Raw genomic sequence first — 19,837 nt, forward strand, 5'->3', positions numbered from 1 at the left:
GCGCAGCCAAACCGTGCTGATGTTCAGAGCCGCCCATCCCACGCCCATCCTCAACCGGCCGGACCGGCCGATCCCTGTCACTCGTCCGCATGACCCAAAGCTCTTCCTTCGTCCAGTGCTGACATTAATACTAGTTGACTAGCCTTGGTCCACCCGGCATCCCACTGTTTTTGAATGCGCCGTGCAAAGTGATGAAGATTTGACCGCAGGTCTGCCCCAGTACGCCTGCGCAAAGGCGGGGTGCCGGCCCCGTGTTGCGAAGTGATGGAGCTTGGATGTCCCTGTCCGCGTGGTTTCCCCGTCTTCCGGCAGCGCTGCTTGTCGTGGCCCTGGTTTCAGCCTGCCAAAGCACCGAGGAACAGGCCGAAGAGCATTTCGCCTCGGCCCAGCAACTGATCGCCGAAGGGGATACCCCGCGCGCGCTGGTCGAATTGCGCAACGCCGTGGCGCTGGTGCCCGAATTCCATCAGGCGCGCAGCGCGCTGGCGGGCCTGATGCTTGCGTCGGGCGATCTGGCGGGGGCCTATGCGCAATACACCGAACTGGCCGAATTGCAGCCCAACGATTTGGAAAGCCGGATCGCGCTGGCAGATCTGACCCTGACACAAAGCATGTGGACAGAGTTCACCTCTGCCGTGACCGGGGCCGAGCGGATCAACGCCGCCGATCCGCGCGTTCAGGCACTGGTGCTGGCGCGCGATTATCAGGCCGCCGTCGTGGCGGGCGACGAAACCCGGCGCAGCGACATCGCCGCCCGGGCCGAGGCGCTGCGCGCAGACCGCCCCGATGATGCCGCCCTGCGCCGCATCGCCATCGACCAGGCGGTAGCCGCAAATCAGGCAGATGCGGCCCTGTCCCTGATCGAGGCCGCCATCGCCGCGCAGCCGCGCGACTACACCATGCAAGACGCCAAGCTGCGCGTCCTTCTGGCCCGTCAGGACCCCACAGCGATCGAGGCGCAGTATCGCGCCATGATCGCGATCTTTGTCGGAAACGAACAGCTCTCCACCGATTTCCTGCAATGGTATCTGTCGCGGCAGGATCTCGCCGGGGCCGAGGCTTTCCTGCGCGACCGGGCAGGCGCCCCAACAGACGCCACCGAAGGGCATATTGCCGTGGTCGATTTCCTGCGCCTGTCCAAGGGCGTGGCGGCCGCGCTGGCCGAGCTTGACCCACTTATCGCCGCGAATGACGGCACCCCGAAAGCCGATCTCTATCGCGCCAAGCGCGCGTCATTCCAGTTCGAACAGGGCGAGGCAGAGGCCGCCATGGCCGAGGTTGCCGCCATCATCGCGGCGGCAGAGCCGTCTGATCAGACGCGCCGCATCCAGACGCTCTACGCCACGATGCTGGACAGCCAGGGTGACCGCGCGACGGCCGAGGCCACGGTGTCCGCGATCCTTGCGCAGGACCCGTCGCATGTCGAGGCGCTCCTGCTGCGGGCAGGCTGGCGGATTGCCGGCGATCGCCCGTCGGATGCGATCATCGACCTGCGCAGCGCTCTCAATCAGGCGCCAAACGACCCGCGCCTGCTGCAAAGCTTGGCGCAGGCCTATCTGCGCGACGGCACGGTGGATCTGGCCGCCGAAACGCTGGGCCGCGTGGTGGAACTGGCACCCGAAAACCCGGCCTACGCGCGCGATTACGGGCGCCTTCTGCAGGAACAGGGCCGGGGCGATGCCGCGCGATCCGTTCTCTACCGCGCCTGGCAGCGCCACCCGGCCGATGCAGGGCTGGTGCAAGCCCTGTCAACCATCGCGCTCGAGCAAGAGGACTGGGTCCTCGCATCCGAGATCATCACGCTTCTGCGCAGTTCCACCGCGCCCGAAACGCTGGCGCTGGCCGCTCAGATGGAAAGCGCGGTGCTGCTGGCGCGGGACCGTTTCGATGACGCCATGGCCATCATCGACCGGGAACTGGCCACCACCGCCGACAAGACGGCATGGACCATCGTGAAGGTGGATGCGCTGGCTGATGCAGGCCGCAGCGATGAGGCCGCCGCCGTGCTTCAGGCCGCGCTGGCCGAGGCCCCGAACGATGGCATCTTGCTGCAGCGTCAGGCCTTTCTCGATCAGGATGCCGGGCGCAGCGATCAGGCCATCGCGATCTACCGCACCATCCTCGCCGCTACGCCCGCAGACGAGGCGGCCACGCGCGAGCTTTATGGTCTGCTCGTCGCAAAGGGCGATATCGCGGGGGCGGATGCGGTGCTGGATGCAGGCCTTGCCGCCGCACCCGGATCGCTGGACCTGCAATGGATCGACGCCGCGCGCAAACAGACGGCGGGGGATCTGGCCGGTGCCATCGCCATCTACGAGTCGCTTTATGCCGCGAATGGCGGCAATCCGGTGATTGCCAACAATCTGGCCAGCCTGCTTTCGGTGACCGCGACGGATGCCGAAACGCTGGAGCGTGCCCTGCGCATCGCGCGGCGGTTCCGCGCCTCGCCCACCCCCGCCTTCCAAGACACCTACGGCTGGCTTCTGCACCTGAACGGAGAAACCGAGGCAGCGCTGCCGATCCTGCAATCCGCCGCTGCCGGGCTGCCGGACCTTGCCTCTGTGCACTACCATCTCGGCGCCGTGCTGGCCGAACTTGGCCGCACCGACGAGGCGCGGGAAGCCCTCGAACGCGCCATCGCGATGGCAGGTGATGCGCCCGATCCCGAAATCGCGCAAGCGCGCAGCCTGCTGGACAACCTTTCCGCACCGGCCACCCCCCCAAGCCCGGCGCCAAGCAGCACACCCTGACGCGCCATCGGCGCATGGTCACACTCACCCCTGGCGGAAGACTGGCCGACCGCCTCTACGCGGGCGGGATATCCATGCAAAAACGGATGAACCCGATTCCCTGCTTTGGGCGCGGATCGCGCAACGGACCGTCAACCGTTTGTCACAAATCGAGAATTTTCGGCATTAATCGGCGCAGGACGCGCGATTTTCCGCCATTTCGAACCAGTGCCGCCCCATTTTTTCCGTATTCGCGCGGCGCCTGACCACTTTCACAATCCCCTTCGTTAACCTTTGTGTATATTCCGAGATGGGGCTGATACGGCCCTTCTGCCGCCATAGTTGCCAGGGGCACGACGTGAAATTGGACGATAGCTTTGATGTGATGCGGGCGGATGTTGTCGCCCCTACCGGCCTCTACGAGGCGACCCTTTCGACGATGGGGCATCCGCATCGTGGATGGATCACCCGTGCCTTCGACCTGACAGTGGTGTTCCTCGCCATACCGTTCGTCCTGCTTGTGGCGGCGGTGCTGCTGGTGCTGAACCCCATCTACAATCCCGGCCCGTTGTTCTTTCGGCAAAAGCGGATGGGCAAGGGCTGCACGTCCTTCAGTATGTGGAAGTTCCGCACCATGCTGCCTGCGCAGGTCGAACTGCGCTCGCATGATGCGCCGCTTGATCGCCACCGCATCACGCGGCTTGGCGCCATCCTGCGCAAGTCGCGGCTGGATGAATTGCCGAATCTGATCAATGTTCTGCGCGGCGAAATGGCGATCGTGGGTCCGCGCCCGGATGCGTGGGACCATGCGGTGGTCCATATCCGCACCATCCCGCGCTATGCCCAGCGCTTTGCCGTGCTGCCCGGGATCACCGGCCTGGCGCAGGTGCGGGCCGGCTATGCCGATGATTACAAGAGCGTGTGTCGCAAGGCGCGGCTGGATGCGATATACGTGCGCAACCGTTCGCTGCGCATGGATGGCGGCATCGTCCTGCTGACATTCCTTGTGATGCTGACGGGGTTCGGCGGGCGCTGATCCGCCGCAGGCCCGCAGCGCCGGTCATCCGGCCTCGGCCGGGAAGATCAAGGCAGGAACAGGGTCAGGCGTGGAAATTCTCAGACGCACGATCGCCGCGCTGATCGTCACCGGCCTTCTCTTGCTGGGCGTGATCGCGGGCGAATTCCGCATCCGCCAGCAGCCCACGCCGACCACATCCGTGCCGGTCGCCGTGGTGTTCACAGGGCAATATGACCGTATCGAACTGGCGCTGCGGCTGTTTGACCTGGGCGGGATCGAGCGGATGCTGATCAGCGGCGTGAACCCCAAGGCGGGCCTGTTCCCCGATACCATCGCCGATCAGTTCCGCTTCTCCGATGCGGCGCGTGCGGCCTTGGCGGCGGGCCGCATCCGCCTGTCGCCGGATGCGGCCGACACCTTCCAGAACGCGGCCGAGACGGCCTGCTGGCTGCGGGGTCAGGGCGATGTGACGGATGTGCTGCTGGTGACATCCCCCTCGCACATGCCGCGCGCCTCCATCACCCTGCAGCGCGCGCTGCCCCCGGGGGTGCGCCTGCACCGCGCAACGCCGCCCGAAACGCCGGACGATCGCCTAAAGCAGCAGGAGGAATTCGTGAAATTCGCCGCCGCATGGGTGGCCACGCTGTTCCCCGCAGGCCGCCGGGCGGCCCCGCATCTGCAGCTTTGCAACGGGGGGGCCGGGCCCTAATACACCTCGGGCAGGCCGAAGATCCAGCTGCGATAGGGCAGATAGCATTGCTGGAAATGGCTGGACAACAGCGCCCATGTCGCCAGCACCAGCAAGAGCCCCAGATAGGGCGCGGCCACCGCCAGCGCCCTCCCCGACCGCAGCGGCAAGAAGGGCAGCCTCGCCAGTATGACGGCCTGCAAGGGAATGAGGTAATATCCCAACCGGTCCGCGATCACGCTGGACACCGGCAGAAGCACGGCCAGGAACAGCATCATCAGCGCCCCGATGGTGACCAGCTTGTAATCGCCCGGAAAACTTGCCGCCCATCCCCGCCGCAGGAACAGCAGGAACCACAGCGCCGTCAGCACCAACAGCGCCACGCGATAGGCCGCGCCTGCCGCGTCGATCCCGGTATCGACATAGCGCGTCGTCGCCATCACCCCCGCATCCGAGGACAAAAGCGCAAGCCCGCCCGGAATGGCCAGCATCGCCGACAGGGCCATGCGCCCGCGCGTCAGCCCGCCCGACACCATCGGCGCCAGCAGCAGAAACGCTGCCGCGCTGGAATGGATGCCCGCCGCCAGCACGACCAGCAGGACAAAGCGGATCAGGCGGCGGTCAACAAAGGCAAGAAAGGCCAGACACATCAACCCGATGGCCGCCCCCTGCCGGATGCCCGACATCGGCATGTTGATGATCAGCACCGGGAAAAGCAGCACCAGAAAGCCCAGACGGTCCGGCTGCCGCTGCGCCATGCGATGCACCCCGTAGAAGAACAGGGCCGAGGTGATCACATTCAGCCAGGGGTAGGGCAGGCCCAGGCCAGCCTGTAGTGCGATGATTGTCGTCCAGATAGGTTCTCGGGTGGTCATGACCTCGGACAAAGGCACGGCGCCGTAGAGATCGAACTGGTTAAGGTAGCCAAACCAGTCACACCCCACTGCAAAGCGGAAAGCCGAGAACAGGAACAGCCCCCAGAGAAGCAGGCTGTATCCCGGGCGCAGTCGGGTCATCCGCAGGAGCATCATTCCCACATATCCGGCGACGTAGATCACGGCGCCCCGTCCCCGCCGCGCGCAAGCCGCCGCAGAAGTGCCGCCACGCTCGGACCCCAGACCTGAAGACTGTAGCGCTCTTCCACCCGCTGCCGCCCGGCTTGCCCCATCCGTGCGCGCAAGGCGGGGTCGCGCAGCAAACGGACCAGCGCCTCCTGCCACTCGGCATCCGTGCCCGCGAGAAAGCCGTTCACGCCATGCTCCACGATGTCAGTGTTCACGCCCACGGGCGAGGCGATGACCGGCACACCGCTGGCCATGTACTGGATCAACTTGTAGCCGCATTTGCCGCGCGACCAGGGTGTATCGGTAAGCGGCATCAGGCCCACATCCATGGCGCGGATGCGGGCGGCCTCGGTCGCCTCGGACCAGGCTTCGGCGTCGAGAAGCGGGTGGTCCGGCGCGCACCGCCCGGCCCCGATCACCAGAAGCCGCGCGCCTTCGGCAGCGGCCACCCCGGTGAGCAGCGGCAGCTTGGGCTGCATGTATTCTGCCCATGTGCTTGGCGATCCGATCCAGCCGATCCGGGCAGGGCCAATCCGCGCAGGACCATGCTCTGTCGGCCAGTCGCGCGGGGCATAGGCCGTGACATCCACCACGGTCGGCACGATCTCCACCCAGCGCGCGCCCGCCGCACGGGCGCGGTCGGCCAGATAGGCATTGCCCGCCGTCACCAACGCCGCACTAGCCATAAGGCGATCCAATTTGCGCCCCAGCACCCCGCGCACGAGGGCCGAGCGGTGCCGGTCATAGCGATGAAAGACCGCATCATCGTAATCGACGGCAAAAGGAATCTGATGCGGCAGGACCGCCCGCTCCACAATCCACGGCAGCCATGGCAGCGCTTCTTTCTCGATCCAGAGAAGATCGGCACCGGCACCCGCGCGTATCTGGCCCAGACGGCGCAGCAGGGCTGTCACGCCAGAAAGCCCACGCCCGCGGCCCGCATAGGCTCGGGCCAGATCCTCATCGCTGAAGAAAGAGGCAAAGTCCGCCTGCAGGCCTGCCGCCGCCAGCCATGGGCGATACTGCATGGTGCGCAGGCGGCTGGACGCGCCAAGTCGACCGTAGCGCGACAGAACCATCAGTCGCAGCGGATCAGCCATCGCCCGCCTTCCCGACATTGGCGGATGGCAGGCCCATCAGCGCCGTCTGATAGCGTGCCACTGCCGCCTCCAGACCAAAATGGCGCAGGCCTGCTGCATGGGCCGCGCAGCGCATCTCTTCGCGGCGGTCGTGCACCGCACGGCTAATCCAGCGCAGGATGCCACTCAGATCCCCTTCGGCCGAGCGGAAAACACCCTCTGCCTCCAGTGCCGCAGTCAGGCCGATACCAGGCGTCCCCAGCACTGGCACACCCGCCATCAGATACTCCCCGATCTTGATCGGCGCGACCGCCCGCATCGAAAAGGACGGTGCCCGAAGGGCCAACCCCAGATCGCAGCGCACTAACTCGCCTGGCACATCAGGCGGGGCAACGGTGCGCGTCTCTATCCAGCCCGCACCCGACAGTCCCCGCCCGTCCAGCGCCTGTCGGATCGCCTCTTGCGCCGGGGACAGCAGACGGAAGCGCAGATCGGACATCTCGGACTTCAGGCGCAGGGCGAGGTCGATCATCTCGGGCAGACGGTACTGCGCCCCGATCGACCCGCTATAACCAAGGACGAAACCATCCTCGCCCCGCCCTGCCCGCTCTCGCTGCGCGGCGGCAAAGGGGGCGGGGTCCACGCCGTTCGGAACCACATGACAGCGGTCAGCGGTCAGCGCCGCCCCGGCGCGAGCCAGCGCCACATCGCGCGCCTCGGCGGTGCGGACCAGCACCGCGTCGGCGCGGCGCAACATCTGCGCCTCGATATCGCGGAGGATGCGATAGGTCGCGCTATAGGGGGCCAGACCGCCAAACTCCACCCGTTCATCGGCGGGCAGACCATCGGCATCGAAGACGATCCGCAGCCCCGCCCGTTCCGCCGGGCGCAGGCGCAGCACGGCCAGCGCAGGCATCAGGCTGCGCGGCATCAGCGTGTCGATGCCCCAATCGGCCACCGCGCGGCGGATCGCCCGCGCCCCCAGCGCGGCCGAGAGGAACGGTCCCAGCCCGCTTGGGCGGCGCCAGATCGCCTGCTGGCGGTAGGGAATGCCAGCCGCCGCGCAGAGCGCCACGCGCTCGGCCCCCACCGCCGCCTCTGCCGCCGTCGCGGCCCAGCTGAATTGCAGGACATGCACCCTATGGCCGTGCAGGGCCAGCCCAGCCAGGATCGGCAGGAACAGCCGCTCCAGATACCGGGTTTGCGGGCCATCCCAGGTGATAAACAGGATCCGGCGCGGGTTGAGATCGGGGTAAGTCACCGCCCCACCCCCGCCGCCAGCGCCAGCCGGTCATACAGCGCATCGCACCGCGCGAGGTAGGCAGGGATGGAAAAGCGCCCCACAACATGATCCGCCGCCCGTTTGGCGATGGCCTGCACATCCGCCGCATCCATCGCTTGCACCGCAGTGATCGCGTCGGCCAGAGCGGCGGCGTCGGGCTTGAGCAGAAGCCAGCCGGTCTGGCCATGGTTGATGATTTCGGGCACACCGCCCACGGCCGAGGCGATCACAGGAAGACCTGCCGACATCGCCTCGCAGACGGCAAGGCCGAAGCCTTCCGTCAGCGAAGGCTGAAGGTAGACATGGCATCCCACCAGACGGGCGAAGGGATCCGGATCGAAGCCGCAGAGCGTGACTGCGTCCTCCAGCCCCAGTTCAGCAATCCGCTGTACGAGCGCCGGGCGCAGGCTGCCGTCACCCACAAGGCGCAGCCGCGCCGCCATTCCTTGGGCGCGCAGGATCGCCACTGCCTCAATCGCAGCCATGGGGTTCTTCACCGGCTCCAGCCGCCCGACAAAGCCCAGTTCCAGCGCGGCCCCGCGCGGCGGCAGCCAATAGAAGGGCTGTGGTTGAAAGGGATTGTGGATCACCTCCACCTGCGCCTCGGTCGCCTCGCCCAGCAAAATCAGGCTGTCCTTCACCGCCTGCGAGATGGCGACCACACGGTCACAGCGGCGGTAGAGCTGCGCGAAGGTGCGGCGCGCACGCGCAGAGTGACGTGGGATGCCGATCTCTTCTGCAATCACGACGGGTACCCCTGCCAGCCGGGCGGCGAGAGTTCCGTGGAAATTTGCCTCGGCCCCGTGCAGGTGCACGATGGCGGGCCGCGTCCGGCGCAAGTGCCGCCAGAGCGCCCATGCAGCAGCAGGCGAAGGGATACGCGCCGCACAGCCCAGCGCGCCCGCCTCGGCCCCCAGACGATGCAGAGCATCAAGCACCGCGCCGCCCCCACCTATGGCAAGAAAAGCGCGGGGCCAGCGCGAGGCAGCCCCACGGTCGGCGATCAGGCGCATCTGCGATTCCACCCCGCCGAAATCCAGCGCGGTCAACACATGCAGAACCTGCCGCCTGTGGCCCTGCCCGCTCACGGCCGGATCATGTCCTTGACGGCGCTTTTCCAGCCGGAAAAGCGGCGGTAGCCGCCGCGCATCCAGAACCCGATAACAGACATCCAGCGTCGGTAGCGGGGAAGCGAAAGGAGGTGGATGCGGCCACCATAGCGCCCCGCTTCAGCAGCTATCCATGAAAGGGCAGGCTCGACCTCGTCGAAAAGACCGATACGTTCAAACGAAGCTCGATTGTCCAGAATGCGGCACCGCATGATCTCAAGGCGCTGCATATACGGTTGCCAGCCCTTCAAAGGTGACGCAAGCCCAGCGCTCACGACTGCTTCGAACTTCGACACCTCGCGCGGTTCGCTCAGCAGCCATTGGGATTCATTTGACCCGTGACGCCGATAGAGTTGCATGGGCGAGTCGATGAGACGGCGCACCCCGAATGCCACACACATGTCACCGATCCAACTGTCATGGGCGAAGTGATCCGCCGGGAAAGGCAAAAGCGCCTGCAGCATGTCACGACGAATTGCCGTACAGCACCCTGCAATGAAGCGGTTCTCACCAAACCCGGTCCTGCGGATGTTTCCAAGCAGCGTGACGTTCTGATGCCGGAGGTCCTGGTCCGTTATGATCATATCATTGATCGTGGACATGGCGCGCGGATCGGCAAGGAAAGTGCGTTCCACCGTCGCCAGCTTCTCTGGCAGCCAAACATCATCCTGATCGCTCAAAAGGATGATATCACCCGTGCAGAGCGAAAGTGCTTTCTCGAAGTTCCGCACGAAGCCGAGGTTCGTCTCGTTCTGGATGACCCGAACCTCGAACGGTGCCGAACCGGCAAAATCGCGAAGGATGTCCACGGTCGCATCGCGCGATCCATCATCGCAAATAACCACTTCATCCGGCAGACGACTTTGCGCGGCAAAGCTATCCAACTGCGCGCGTAGATACTTTGCCCCGTTGTATGTGGCCATGGCGATGGAAAGCTTCATTTCCCGTTCCACTCCATCATTGTCTGTAGAGGGCTGCCGATCACCCATCACAACCTCAGATCACTCTCACCGCGCGCGAAGATGCTCTTCAGGTCACAGAACACGTGCACGCCCCGCCCATAGGCGCGCAGGCGGGCGGCGCCTTCGTGGCGGAAAGCGTCATGCGCGACGGCGAGGATGATGCCGTCATAGGCGCCGTTTTCGGGCGTGGTCACCGGGTTCAGCCCGTATTCCGCCCGCGCCTCGGCCGGGTCCACCCACGGGTCGTATACATCAACGCGGACGCCGAAATCCTGCAACTCGCGGATCACATCCACCACCCGCGTGTTGCGCAGGTCGGGGCAGTTTTCCTTGAACGTCAGGCCCAGCACCAGAACCCGCGCGCCATCCACCTGGATGCGCTTCTTCAGCATGGCCTTCACCATCTGGCCCGCCACATAGCTGCCCATCCCGTCATTGATCCGCCGTCCGGCAAGGATGACCTGCGGGTGATAGCCCAGCGCCTCGGCCTTGTGCGTCAGATAGTAGGGGTCCACCCCGATGCAGTGGCCGCCCACCAGACCGGGGCGGAAGGGCAGGAAATTCCACTTCGTCCCCGCCGCGCGCAGGACGGCATCGGTATCCAGCCCCATGCGGTAGAAGATGATGGCCAGTTCGTTGACCAGCGCGATGTTCAGATCGCGCTGCGTGTTCTCGATCACCTTGGCGGCTTCGGCCACGCGGATCGAGTCTGCCTTGTAGGTGCCTGCCGTGATGATGCTGGCATAAAGCGCATCCACCCGTTCTGCCGCTTCGGGCGTCGAACCGGCCGTGACCTTGAGGATGGTGGTCAGCCGATGCGCCTTGTCGCCGGGGTTGATGCGTTCGGGGCTATAGCCGCAATGGAAATCCACGTTGAAGCGCAGGCCCGACATGCGCTCCAGCACGGGGACGCAATCCTCTTCCGTCGCGCCGGGATAGACGGTGGATTCGTAGATCACCAGATCGCCGGGTTTCAGGGCACGCCCCACGGTTTCCGACGCGCGCAGAAGCGGTGTCAGATCGGGGCGCTTGTGGCTGTCGATCGGGGTGGGAACGGTGACGATGAAGGTGGTGGCCGCCCGCAGCGCCTCTGGATCCGCGCTGAAGGTCAGGTGCAGGGCGGCGGCGAGCTCCTCTGCCTCCACCTCGCGCGTGTGATCCTGCCCGGCCCGCAGCGCCGCGATCCGGGCCGCGTTGATGTCAAACCCGATGACGGGGCGGTGCTTGCCGAACTCCACCGCAAGCGGCAGGCCCACATAACCCAGCCCGATGATGGCGATAGGGGCGGTCATTTCCCGTAATACTCCCGGAACCAGCCGACGAAGCGGGCGATGCCGTCGCGGAAATCGGTCTGCGGGCGGTATCCCGTCAGACGCTGCAGAAGCGTGGCGTCGGCCCATGTGGCGGGAACATCGCCCATCTGCATGGGCATGTAATTGCGGATCGCCTTCTGCCCGAGGCACTCCTCGATCGCATCGACGAAATCCAGCAGGCGGACCTTGTCGGAATTGCCGATATTGACCACCCGATAGGGCGCGACCGGCGACAGGCTGTCGCCCGCAGCCACCGCATCGGGCGTCTCGGGCCGCACCGGCACTGCGTCGATCAGCAGGCGGATCGCGCGCACCAGATCATCGACATAGGTGAAATCGCGATACATGTCGCCGTGGTTGTAGATGTCGATCGGCCGCCCCTCGAGGATCGCATCCACGAACTTGAACAGCGCCAGATCAGGCCGCCCCCACGGGCCATAGACGGTGAAGAAGCGGAACATCGTCGTGGGCAGGTGCCACAGATGGGCATAGGCATGGCCCATGCTTTCCGTCGCCTTCTTCGTCGCGGCATAGATCGTCAGCTGGGTGTCGGCCTTGTCCGTCTCGGCAAAGGGCATGTCCTCGTTCGCGCCATAGACCGACGAGGTGGAAGCCATCAGCAGATGCGTGACCTGCAGCCGCCGCGCCGCCTCCATCACGTTGAAGGTGCCGATGACATTGGCATCCAGATAGGCACGCGGGTTTTCAAGGCTGTAGCGCACGCCCGCCTGCGCGGCGAGGTGGACGATCACATCCGGCCGAAATGCATCGGCCACCGCGTCAAAGCGCGCCTGATCCTCCAGCAAGGCCTCATCGGCGGAAAAACCAGGATGTTGCAGCAGCATGGCATGACGGCGCTGCTTCAGGCGCACGTCATAGTAATCGGTCATCCCGTCATAGCCATGCACGCGGAACCCTTCGTCCAGCAGCAGGCGCGCCAGATGGAACCCGATGAAACCGGCCGTCCCGGTGATCAACACCCGCCGTCCGTCTGCCTTCACCTGTTCTGCCACCCGCATACCTCTGTCGTCACCCGTGCCGGCCCGGTCCGGGCCGTTTTCCGGCAGACCTTAGTGTTCATTAACGACAGTTAAAAGACCTTTCCGGGACATCCCGACGGCGTGGCCCGAACGCGCCCTCACAGGGGCAACATCCTGATTGGTGTCGCATTTCCGGGCAGCCATGGCTGGCGCAGGGGCCCCGCGCCGCGGGTCAGCGGCCTGTCAGGCGATAGGCGGCGCCGCCCACCCATTCCCGCAGGGCGATGTTCAGCGCGTCCATGTTTTCGGGCAGGTTCCAACCAAGGCCCGCGCCGAAGGGCAGGCTGCGGAAATCCACCGGATAGGCCACCACGTCGGGCCACCCGGCCGCGGCGAAGCTACGCATCGCCCGTGGCATGTGATAGGCGCTGGTAACCAGCACCCAGACCTCGCCCTCGCGGGCTGCGACCTCTGCCAGACCGCGCGCCGCGTTCTCGGCGGTGTTGCGCGACCGTTCCTCCAGCGTCAGGCGCGCCTCGGCCACGCCCTGCCTGCGCAGGAATTCGGCCCCCACCGAGGCCTCGCTGACCATTGGCCCCCCCAGATCGCGCAGCGCGCCCCCGCCACCCAGCAAAAGCACACGCGCCCGGGGAAAGCGCCGCGCCAGTTCCGCCCCCGCCGCCAGACGTTCGCCCGACGCCCGCAGTTGCACCCCGCCCCACGCGCGGCTGGCCTGCACATCCTCCGACCCGCCCAGAACGATGATCCCCGCCACATCGGTCAGCGGCGGTTCGGCGGGATAAGCGGCCTCCAGCGGGCGCAGCAACAGCGCGCCGACGGGCAGCACCGTCAGGCCGACGAGCAAAGCCAGAAGGGCGCAACCCGCCCAAAGGCCAAGGCGCGCCCGCCCCCGCGCCTGCGCCACAACCACCAGCAGCGCCAGCAGGACAAGCCATGTCTCGGCCCGCAAGATCAGCCCGACCAGCTTTCCCAACAGGAACAGCGCCGTATCCATGACTGGCCTATCCCTGCCCTATCCCTGCCCGGTCACGAGCCGGATCGCCGCCATATAGGCGCGCAGGACATGCGCCTCGTCATAGTCCCGTTCCATCTTGCGCCGCGCCGCTGCCCCCATCCCGGCGCGCGCGGCATCGGACAGGTCGAGGTAGCGCCGCATCGCATCCGTCAGGCTTTCGGCGCTGCGCACCGCGCAGAGAAAGCCCGTCACGCCCTCCTCCACCACGGCCCGGCACCCCGGCACATCCGTGGCAATCACCGGGCGCCCGAGGGCCGACGCTTCAATCAGGGTGCGCGGCGCACCCTCGCGGTACGAGGGCAGGACCACGCAATCGGCGGCGCGCAGGTAAGGGCGGACATCCTCCTTGGTGCCCAGATATTCGACACAGCCTTCGGCAACCCAAGCCTGCACATCATCCACGGGAATGGCGCTGCGGTTCTCGGCGCCCGCCGGACCCAGAAGCTGAAACCGCACCATTGGCCGCTCGGCCCGGATGCGACGGGCGGCCTCGACGAATTCCAGAACACCCTTGTCCCGCAAGAGCCGCGCCACCATCAGAAAGACGGGCGACCCGATCCCGTTCTGCGGCATCGGCGCGAACTGGAACCGGTCAAGGTCGATCCCTGATCCCGGCAACACCTGCGCCTGCCCCGACCGCACCAGACCGCGCCCGACGAACAGGTCACGATCCTCGTCATTCTGGAAGAACACCACCGGCACCCCGCCGAACGCCCGGCGGTACAGCGCCTCGGCCACCCGCTGCAACAGGCCGCCGGACAGGAAGGCGGTGCCAAGCCCGGTCACGTTGGGGATGAAAGGCACGCCCACGGAGCGCGCCGCCATGGCGCCGAAGATGTTGTTCTTAATTGTGAAGCCCAACACGACATCCGGCTTTTCCTGCCGAAAGATCGCGCGGAACCGCCGCATCAGCGCAAGATCGGACAGGGGGTTCAACCCGCGCACGTCCATCTCAAGGGGAAGGAACCGGCATCCGGAGCGTTCCAGTTCGGCCACCGTCCCATCCGGTGGGGCTAGAACGGTGACGCGATGCCCTGCCGCGATCAGCGTGGCCACCAGCGAACGGCGAAAGTTCCAGATGTTCCAAGCCGCATTCACGGTGATCAGGACATGCATCCTGCCCCCAGTCCTGCCCTCAGATATGCCCTCAGCTATCCCCTCAGTCATGCTGACAGCCATGCCAAAGGCCCGCACGGCGGCCCTGCCCGAACCGCGCGCCGCATCGGTCAGTCCTGCGGTGTCGCGCGCGAACGGAACACGGGGATATGCATCACCTCTTCCCGCGCCGCCGGGGGCAGCAGGGCCTGACCGGCGAAGAACACGCCATCATTGATGACCTGCATCACGGTCAGGTCGTCCACCTGCGGGTTGCCCTTGCTGAAGGCATAGACCATCGAAAAATCGCACAACTGGTTCACCAGCCGTGCCAGCCCGCCGGAATGTTCATGCACCAGATCCACGGCATCATCGGTAAAGATGTCGTCGTTTCCGCCCACCGAGCGCAGCCTGTGGCGCACATACTCGCCCGTCGTTTCGGCATCCATCGCAGGCAGGTGGCAGGCCGCCCCGATCCTCTGCGCCAGAGGTTGCAGGATGGTGCCGACGATTCGTTCCTTCAGGCTGGAATGGCCGACAAGGAACACCTGCAGCAGTTCGTCCGTGCCGGTGTTCATATTGGTCAGGGTGCGAATCTGTTCCAGCGCCGTATCCGACAGGTTCTGCGCCTCGTCAAAGACCAGCACCACCCTGCGGCCTGCGGCATATTCCCGGATCAACCGCTCTTCGAAGCGCGAGAAGAGATCCACCATCGTATCTTCCGGCTCGGCCGGCTCGCCCAGCGCCAAAAGCACCCACGGCAGCACATCCTCGGCCTTGCCGCGCACCTGGCTGACCAGCCCGAAGACCACGTCATCGCCCACATTGCGCAACAAATGCTGCACCAGCAGCGTCTTGCCGGATCCCACCTCGCCCGTCACCAGCGTGATCGGCGCACGCGTGACGATGGCATATTCCATAAGCGAATAGGCCCGACGATGCGCATTCGACCAGTACAGCATGTCAGGATCGGGCGCGATGGCAAAGGGCCGGGCGCTGAGACCGAAGTATCCCGTGTAGATATCAAGGATGCTACCCATCCGCCCACTCGCCCCTTTCAAAGGTCTTCCATGGCCGGGGCATGACCCCAACCTGTTTGCTTCCCCCCCCTTGTGGCCTGTAGTATCGTCAAATTAAATCAAATTAATCAAGCGCGACAGAATAATGCACAGCTCGGACGGCACCCCTCCGCTTTTCGCACGTCTCCGGGTTCCAGCTATGGGGCTGGTCTGGCTGGCAGTGGCCTTGCTCGGTGCGGTGATGTTGTTCTGGCCAGGCATACTGCTTCTGATCACGGTCTGGCAGACGCCAGAGTATAGCCATGGGCCGCTGATCCCGGTCTTGTCGGGCCTTTTGTTCTTGCGCCAGTTGAAGACCGAACCGGTCATGAGCGGCCCATTGAACCGCCAGCCGGGCGTGGCGCTGATGGGGTTGTCGATCGCGCTTGGGCTGGCGGGGCAGATGGTTGAAACGCCGATGGTGACGGCGGCGGCGATGATCCTATGGTTTGGCGCGATCCTGCTCATCTGTTTCGGCTGGCAGCAGGGGCGGCGCTTCTGGCCGCCGATCCTTCACCTGTTCTTCATGATGCCGCTACCAACGACGATCTACTATCAGGTGTCGATCACGTTGCAGCTGATCTCGGCGGAACTGGGGGTCTGGCTGCTACGACTGATGAACGTGCCGGTCTTCTTGGACGGCTACATCATCGACCTGGGCGTCATCAAACTGCATGTGGCCGAGGCCTGCTCCGGCCTTCGCTATCTGTTCCCGATCCTGAGCTTCTCCTACATCTTCGCGATTCTTTTCCATGGGTCGCTGGTGACGAAAGGTATCTTGCTGCTCTCTGCCGCCCCGATTGCGGTGGTGATGAATTCGGCGCGGATCGCGATTGCCGGAATGATCGTGCAGTATCAGGGACCCGCGCATCTGGAGGGCTTTTCGCATTTCTTCGAAGGCTGGGTGATCTTTGTTCTGTCCGTGCTGATGTTGTTCGGACTGGCCCGACTACTTTTGATGTTCCGCCCAGACAAGATGGGGTTGGTCGATGCGCTGGATCTGGATTTCTCGGGCCTGGCTGCGCAGGCCCGGCGCATCCAGTTGATCGAGCCGTCGCGCGCGCTGGCAGGGATGGCCATCCTGACGATGGGCGCAGCGATCCTGTGGCAAACCTTCCCAACGATCCGCACGGTGGAGCCGCCACGGGCGGAACTGGCGTCTTTCCCGACCCATATCGGCAACTGGTCAGGCGAGGCGCCGATCTACCTGGATCCGGCGGTGGCTAGGGCGCTCAACGCGCAGGATTACAGCCTTCGCAACTATCGCAACGCGGCCGGAGAAGAGGTGGAGGTGTTTGCCGCGTGGTTCCGCGACCAGACGGTCAGCGGCGCCCATTCGCCAGAGATTTGCCTACCGAACTCCGGCTGGGAATTCGCCTCCTTCATCCGGCGCGACATCGGGCCGGACCTCGGTATTCAGAAACCCTTCCCCATCAACCGCGCCGTCATTCAGCGGGGTGAGGATCGCCTGCTTGTCTACTACTATTTCGTGCAGAACGGGCGGCAGGTGGCGTGGGATTTCGGATCGAAGCTCTGGCTGTTCTGGGACAGTTTCGTTCACGGCCGCAAGGATGGCGGGTTGGTGCGCCTTGTCACCCCCATCGCGCGGGGCGAGACAGAGGCCGCCGCCGACCTGCGCCTGCAGGACATGGCGCGCGCGCTTGACAGCCGCCTGCCCCGCTTCTTCCCCGGCCCGGTCTGATCCCCCACCCCTGCCCTGCCTGCACCGCAGGCGGGCCATCCCCCGGAACAAGCCCCACCAGCACAGACCCTGTGCGGCGGCGCGCTTTGTATTGCAGGCCGGTCGCGGCCATACTCCCCGCTATCCGCCGCGATCATCAGGAGACCCGCGATGAGCACCGCCACCGCCCCCATGGAAATCGGGCGCGTCAGCCTGACCGTGCATGATCTGCCCGGGCTGACCGATTTCTACACCCGTGCGCTGGGCCTGTCGGTGCTGGCCTCCGACGGCACCGAGGTGACGCTCGGCACGGATCACGCGGCGCTGGTCACGCTGATCGCCGATCCGGCGGCGCGTCCCCGCGGGCCGCGCGAAGCGGGGCTGTTCCACACCGCCTTCCTGCTGCCCGACCGGGCGGCGCTCGGCCGCTGGCTGCACCATGCGGCGGCGACGCGCCTGCCCGTGCAGGGCATGTCGGATCACAAGGTGTCCGAGGCGATCTATCTCGCCGATCCCGAAGGCAACGGGATCGAGGTCTATGCCGACCGCCCGCGCGCGTCCTGGACCGGGGCAGATGGGGCGATCCGCATGACGACCGATCCGCTGGACCTGAACGATCTGGCCGCCGCCGCAGATGCGCCTTGGACCGGGGCCCCCGCCGGCACGGTCGTAGGGCATGTCCACCTGCAGGTGGGCGATGTCCCGCAGGCCGAATCCTTCTATGCCGGAACGCTGGGCTTTGCGATCACCGCGCATTACCCCGGCGCGGCCTTCTTCGGCGCGGGTGGGTATCACCACCATTTCGCCGCCAATGTCTGGAACAGCCGGGGCGCGGGGCGCCGCGACCACCCCTCGACCGGGCTGGCGGCGGTGGAATTGCGCGCCGATCCTGCCGCCCGCGCCGCCATCACCGCCCGGACTGGCGGCGCCACCGCGCTTTCTGATCCATGGGGCACCCGGATCGACGTGACGGAGAAACGCTGATGCTTGTGAACGGCACATGGGTTGCCAAATGGGACCCGGTTCAGGCCAAGGATGAAAAGGGCGGCTTCGTGCGGCAGGTGTCCAGCTTCCGCAACTGGGTGACGCCCGATGGCGCGCCGGGGCCGACGGGCCGGGGCGGCTTTGCCGCCGAGGCGGGGCGCTATCACCTCTATGTCGCGCTGATCTGCCCTTGGGCAAGCCGCACCCTGATGGCGCGCAAGCTGAAGGGGTTGGAGGACGCGATCAGCCTGTCGATCGTGGAGCCGGAGCTGACAGATCAAGGCTGGCGCTTTGCCGCCGGGGCCGATCCCGTTAACGGCGCCACCTACATGCACGAAATCTATACGCGCGCCGATCCAGGCGTGAACGGGCGCGCGACCGTGCCGGTCCTGTGGGACAAGGCGACAGGCACCATCGTGAACAACGAAAGCGCTGATATTCTGCGCATGTTCAACACAGGCTTCGGCGCGCTGGCCCGGGGGCCGGACCTTTATCCCGCCGATCTCGCGCCCCAGATCGACGCCCTGAACGACGCGATCTATCCCGCGCTGAACAACGGCGTCTACCGCGCGGGCTTTGCCACCACCCAGATCGCCTATGACGAGGCCTTCCACGACGTCTTTGCCACGCTTGACGCGCTGGAGGCCCGCATGTCGGACGGGCGGCCGTGGCTTCACGGGGATCGGTTCACCGAAACCGACATCCGCGCCTTCGTCACGCTGGTGCGCTTCGATGCCGCCTATCACGGGCTCTTCAAGTGCAACCTGCGCCGTCTGGCCGATTATCCCCATCTGTCGGCCTATGCGCAGCGTATCTACCAACTGCCCGGCATGGCCAGCACGGTGGATATCGGCCACATCAAGCGGGGGTACTATTCGATCAAGGCGCTCAACCCGTCCGGGATCGTCCCGCTCGGCCCCGAACTGGGCTGGTTGGACGGGGCGCAGGGCTAATCCCGCGCCCCCGGATCAGGGCCGGGGCGGTGCCGTCTCTGCCACCACCACCCGCGTCCCCCATTCGGCGCATTTGCGGGCGAGTTCCGGCGGCAGGGGCCGGTCAGTGAACAGCATGGTGATCTCGGACAGCGAGGCAAGACGCGCCGGCGCCGACCGGTCCAGCTTGGAATGGTCGCAGACCAGAAACACCTTGCGCGCCTGCCGGATGATCGCTTTGGACACCCGCACCTCGGCAAGATCGAAATCCAGCATGTCGCCATCCTGATCCAGCGCCGAGGCGCCGATCACGGCATAATCCACCTTAAACTGTTCGAAGAACTGCGTCGTCAACTCGCCCACCAGCCCGCCATCAGACCGCCGCAGCGCGCCGCCCGCCACCATGATCTCACACCCGGGATTGGCGGCCAGCGTATTGGCCACATTCATGTTGTTGGTCACCACCGTGATGTTGCGATGGTGCAAAAGTTCGCGCGCCACCGCCTCGGTCGTGGTGCCAAGGTTCATGATCAGCGAACAGTTCTCGGGGATCGCCGCCGCGCAGGCCCGCGCGATGGCGGCCTTAGCGCCTTCGTTCATCTGGCGGCGCTGCTCATAGCCAAGGTTCGTCACCCCCGTGCGCGGCACCGCCCCGCCATGCACCCGGTCCAGATGCCCCATATCGGCAAGCTCGGTCAGGTCGCGCCGGATCGTCTGCAGCGTGACGTCGAAACGCTGGGCCAGATCCTCGACCACCACCCGGCCTTCGGCGCGGGCAATCTCCAGAATCTCGCTCTGCCGAAAGCTCAGCGCCATCGCGCGTTCCT

17 protein-coding genes are annotated in these 19,837 nt (G+C 65.7%); 6 read left to right on the plus strand and 11 right to left on the minus strand.

Annotation, left to right across the window (positions count from 1 at the left end; all coding sequences use genetic code 11):
* Positions 1-275 precede the first annotated feature (275 nt).
* The 3 genes from GU920_RS03005 to GU920_RS03015 all read left to right on the plus strand — a co-directional run bounded on the left by GU920_RS03005 (position 276) and on the right by GU920_RS03015 (position 4,456).
* Positions 276-2,750, plus strand: a complete 2,475-nt coding sequence (locus tag GU920_RS03005) for a tetratricopeptide repeat protein (protein ID WP_161765483.1) — start codon at positions 276-278, stop codon at positions 2,748-2,750.
* 337 nt (positions 2,751-3,087) lie between these two features.
* Entirely contained in the window at positions 3,088-3,765 is a 678-nt protein-coding gene (locus GU920_RS03010; protein ID WP_328799228.1) for a sugar transferase, read from the plus strand.
* Positions 3,766-3,835: 70 nt separating this feature from the next.
* Positions 3,836-4,456 (plus strand): YdcF family protein, encoded by a 621-nt coding sequence (locus GU920_RS03015; protein WP_161765484.1) that lies wholly within the window; start codon positions 3,836-3,838, stop codon positions 4,454-4,456.
* On the opposite strand, the gene GU920_RS03020 is transcribed toward GU920_RS03015, so the two are convergent.
* From GU920_RS03020 to GU920_RS03065, 10 genes are all read right to left on the minus strand, one after another.
* Entirely contained in the window at positions 4,453-5,451 is a 999-nt protein-coding gene (locus tag GU920_RS03020) for an EpsG family protein (RefSeq protein WP_161765485.1), read from the minus strand. The two genes, GU920_RS03015 and GU920_RS03020, sit on opposite strands and share 4 nt — an antisense overlap.
* Before the next feature lie 38 nt (positions 5,452-5,489).
* Entirely contained in the window at positions 5,490-6,599 is a 1,110-nt protein-coding gene (locus GU920_RS03025) for a glycosyltransferase family 4 protein (RefSeq protein ID WP_201743957.1), read from the minus strand.
* A complete protein-coding gene (locus tag GU920_RS03030) occupies positions 6,592-7,839 on the minus strand; it encodes a glycosyltransferase (RefSeq protein WP_161765486.1) in 1,248 nt (415 codons plus the stop codon). Before GU920_RS03030 ends, GU920_RS03025 begins: the two co-directional genes overlap by 8 nt.
* Positions 7,836-8,948: a glycosyltransferase gene (locus GU920_RS03035; protein WP_161765487.1), complete on the minus strand. Its 1,113-nt coding sequence runs from the start codon at positions 8,946-8,948 to the stop codon at positions 7,836-7,838. The genes GU920_RS03030 and GU920_RS03035 overlap by 4 nt, the downstream gene beginning before the upstream one ends.
* On the minus strand, positions 8,945-9,910 hold the full coding sequence (locus GU920_RS03040; RefSeq protein ID WP_161765488.1) for a glycosyltransferase family 2 protein: 966 nt from the start codon (positions 9,908-9,910) through the stop codon (positions 8,945-8,947). Before GU920_RS03040 ends, GU920_RS03035 begins: the two co-directional genes overlap by 4 nt.
* A gap of 47 nt (positions 9,911-9,957) precedes the next feature.
* Positions 9,958-11,223 carry a Vi polysaccharide biosynthesis UDP-N-acetylglucosamine C-6 dehydrogenase TviB gene (gene tviB, locus GU920_RS03045; RefSeq protein WP_161765489.1) on the minus strand — a complete coding sequence of 422 codons (1,266 nt, stop codon included), beginning with the start codon at positions 11,221-11,223 and terminating at the stop codon, positions 9,958-9,960.
* Positions 11,220-12,263 carry an NAD-dependent epimerase/dehydratase family protein gene (locus GU920_RS03050; protein WP_161765490.1) on the minus strand — a complete coding sequence of 348 codons (1,044 nt, stop codon included), beginning with the start codon at positions 12,261-12,263 and terminating at the stop codon, positions 11,220-11,222. Before GU920_RS03050 ends, tviB begins: the two co-directional genes overlap by 4 nt.
* A gap of 193 nt (positions 12,264-12,456) precedes the next feature.
* Positions 12,457-13,239, minus strand: a complete 783-nt coding sequence (locus tag GU920_RS03055; protein ID WP_161765491.1) for a YdcF family protein — start codon at positions 13,237-13,239, stop codon at positions 12,457-12,459.
* 18 nt (positions 13,240-13,257) lie between these two features.
* A complete protein-coding gene (locus GU920_RS03060) occupies positions 13,258-14,376 on the minus strand; it encodes a glycosyltransferase family 4 protein (protein ID WP_161765492.1) in 1,119 nt (372 codons plus the stop codon).
* Between the two features lie 110 nt (positions 14,377-14,486).
* Complete coding sequence (locus GU920_RS03065; RefSeq protein WP_161765493.1) at positions 14,487-15,395, minus strand: ExeA family protein; 909 nt, start codon at positions 15,393-15,395, stop codon at positions 14,487-14,489.
* A 220-nt stretch (positions 15,396-15,615) separates the two neighbouring features.
* On the opposite strand from GU920_RS03065, the gene xrtD reads away from it, so the two are divergent.
* The 3 genes from xrtD (at position 15,616) to GU920_RS03080 (ending at position 19,031) form a co-directional block, all read left to right on the plus strand.
* Positions 15,616-17,115: a VPLPA-CTERM-specific exosortase XrtD gene (gene xrtD, locus GU920_RS03070; RefSeq protein WP_235933026.1), complete on the plus strand. Its 1,500-nt coding sequence runs from the start codon at positions 15,616-15,618 to the stop codon at positions 17,113-17,115.
* Between the two features lie 150 nt (positions 17,116-17,265).
* A complete protein-coding gene (locus GU920_RS03075; RefSeq protein ID WP_161765495.1) occupies positions 17,266-18,078 on the plus strand; it encodes a VOC family protein in 813 nt (270 codons plus the stop codon).
* Positions 18,078-19,031: a glutathione S-transferase family protein gene (locus GU920_RS03080; protein WP_161765496.1), complete on the plus strand. Its 954-nt coding sequence runs from the start codon at positions 18,078-18,080 to the stop codon at positions 19,029-19,031. The genes GU920_RS03075 and GU920_RS03080 overlap by 1 nt, the downstream gene beginning before the upstream one ends.
* Before the next feature lie 15 nt (positions 19,032-19,046).
* Here the strand turns inward: GU920_RS03080 and GU920_RS03085 are convergent, their stop codons facing one another.
* Positions 19,047-19,826: a DeoR/GlpR family DNA-binding transcription regulator gene (locus GU920_RS03085; RefSeq protein ID WP_161765497.1), complete on the minus strand. Its 780-nt coding sequence runs from the start codon at positions 19,824-19,826 to the stop codon at positions 19,047-19,049.
* Positions 19,827-19,837 lie beyond the last annotated feature (11 nt).

Source organism: Paragemmobacter ruber, assembly GCF_009908315.1.
GTDB lineage: Bacteria > Pseudomonadota > Alphaproteobacteria > Rhodobacterales > Rhodobacteraceae > Paragemmobacter > Paragemmobacter ruber.

Excerpts from the sequence above, each read along its gene's own strand:
- GU920_RS03055 (WP_161765491.1), bottom strand. The coding sequence starts at position 13,239 with ATGGATACGGCGCTGTTCCTGTTGGGAAAGCTGGTCGGGCTGATCTTG.
- GU920_RS03065 (WP_161765493.1), bottom strand. The coding sequence starts at position 15,395 with ATGGGTAGCATCCTTGATATCTACACGGGATACTTCGGTCTCAGCGCC.
- GU920_RS03020 (WP_161765485.1), bottom strand. The coding sequence starts at position 5,451 with ATGACCCGACTGCGCCCGGGATACAGCCTGCTTCTCTGGGGGCTGTTC.
- GU920_RS03085 (WP_161765497.1), bottom strand. The coding sequence starts at position 19,826 with ATGGCGCTGAGCTTTCGGCAGAGCGAGATTCTGGAGATTGCCCGCGCC.
- xrtD (WP_235933026.1), top strand. The coding sequence starts at position 15,616 with ATGTTGTTCTGGCCAGGCATACTGCTTCTGATCACGGTCTGGCAGACG.
- GU920_RS03050 (WP_161765490.1), bottom strand. The coding sequence starts at position 12,263 with ATGCGGGTGGCAGAACAGGTGAAGGCAGACGGACGGCGGGTGTTGATC.
- GU920_RS03040 (WP_161765488.1), bottom strand. The coding sequence starts at position 9,910 with ATGAAGCTTTCCATCGCCATGGCCACATACAACGGGGCAAAGTATCTA.
- GU920_RS03075 (WP_161765495.1), top strand. The coding sequence starts at position 17,266 with ATGAGCACCGCCACCGCCCCCATGGAAATCGGGCGCGTCAGCCTGACC.
- GU920_RS03025 (WP_201743957.1), bottom strand. The coding sequence starts at position 6,599 with ATGGCTGATCCGCTGCGACTGATGGTTCTGTCGCGCTACGGTCGACTT.
- GU920_RS03060 (WP_161765492.1), bottom strand. The coding sequence starts at position 14,376 with ATGCATGTCCTGATCACCGTGAATGCGGCTTGGAACATCTGGAACTTT.
- tviB (WP_161765489.1), bottom strand. The coding sequence starts at position 11,223 with ATGACCGCCCCTATCGCCATCATCGGGCTGGGTTATGTGGGCCTGCCG.
- GU920_RS03005 (WP_161765483.1), top strand. The coding sequence starts at position 276 with ATGTCCCTGTCCGCGTGGTTTCCCCGTCTTCCGGCAGCGCTGCTTGTC.
- GU920_RS03080 (WP_161765496.1), top strand. The coding sequence starts at position 18,078 with ATGCTTGTGAACGGCACATGGGTTGCCAAATGGGACCCGGTTCAGGCC.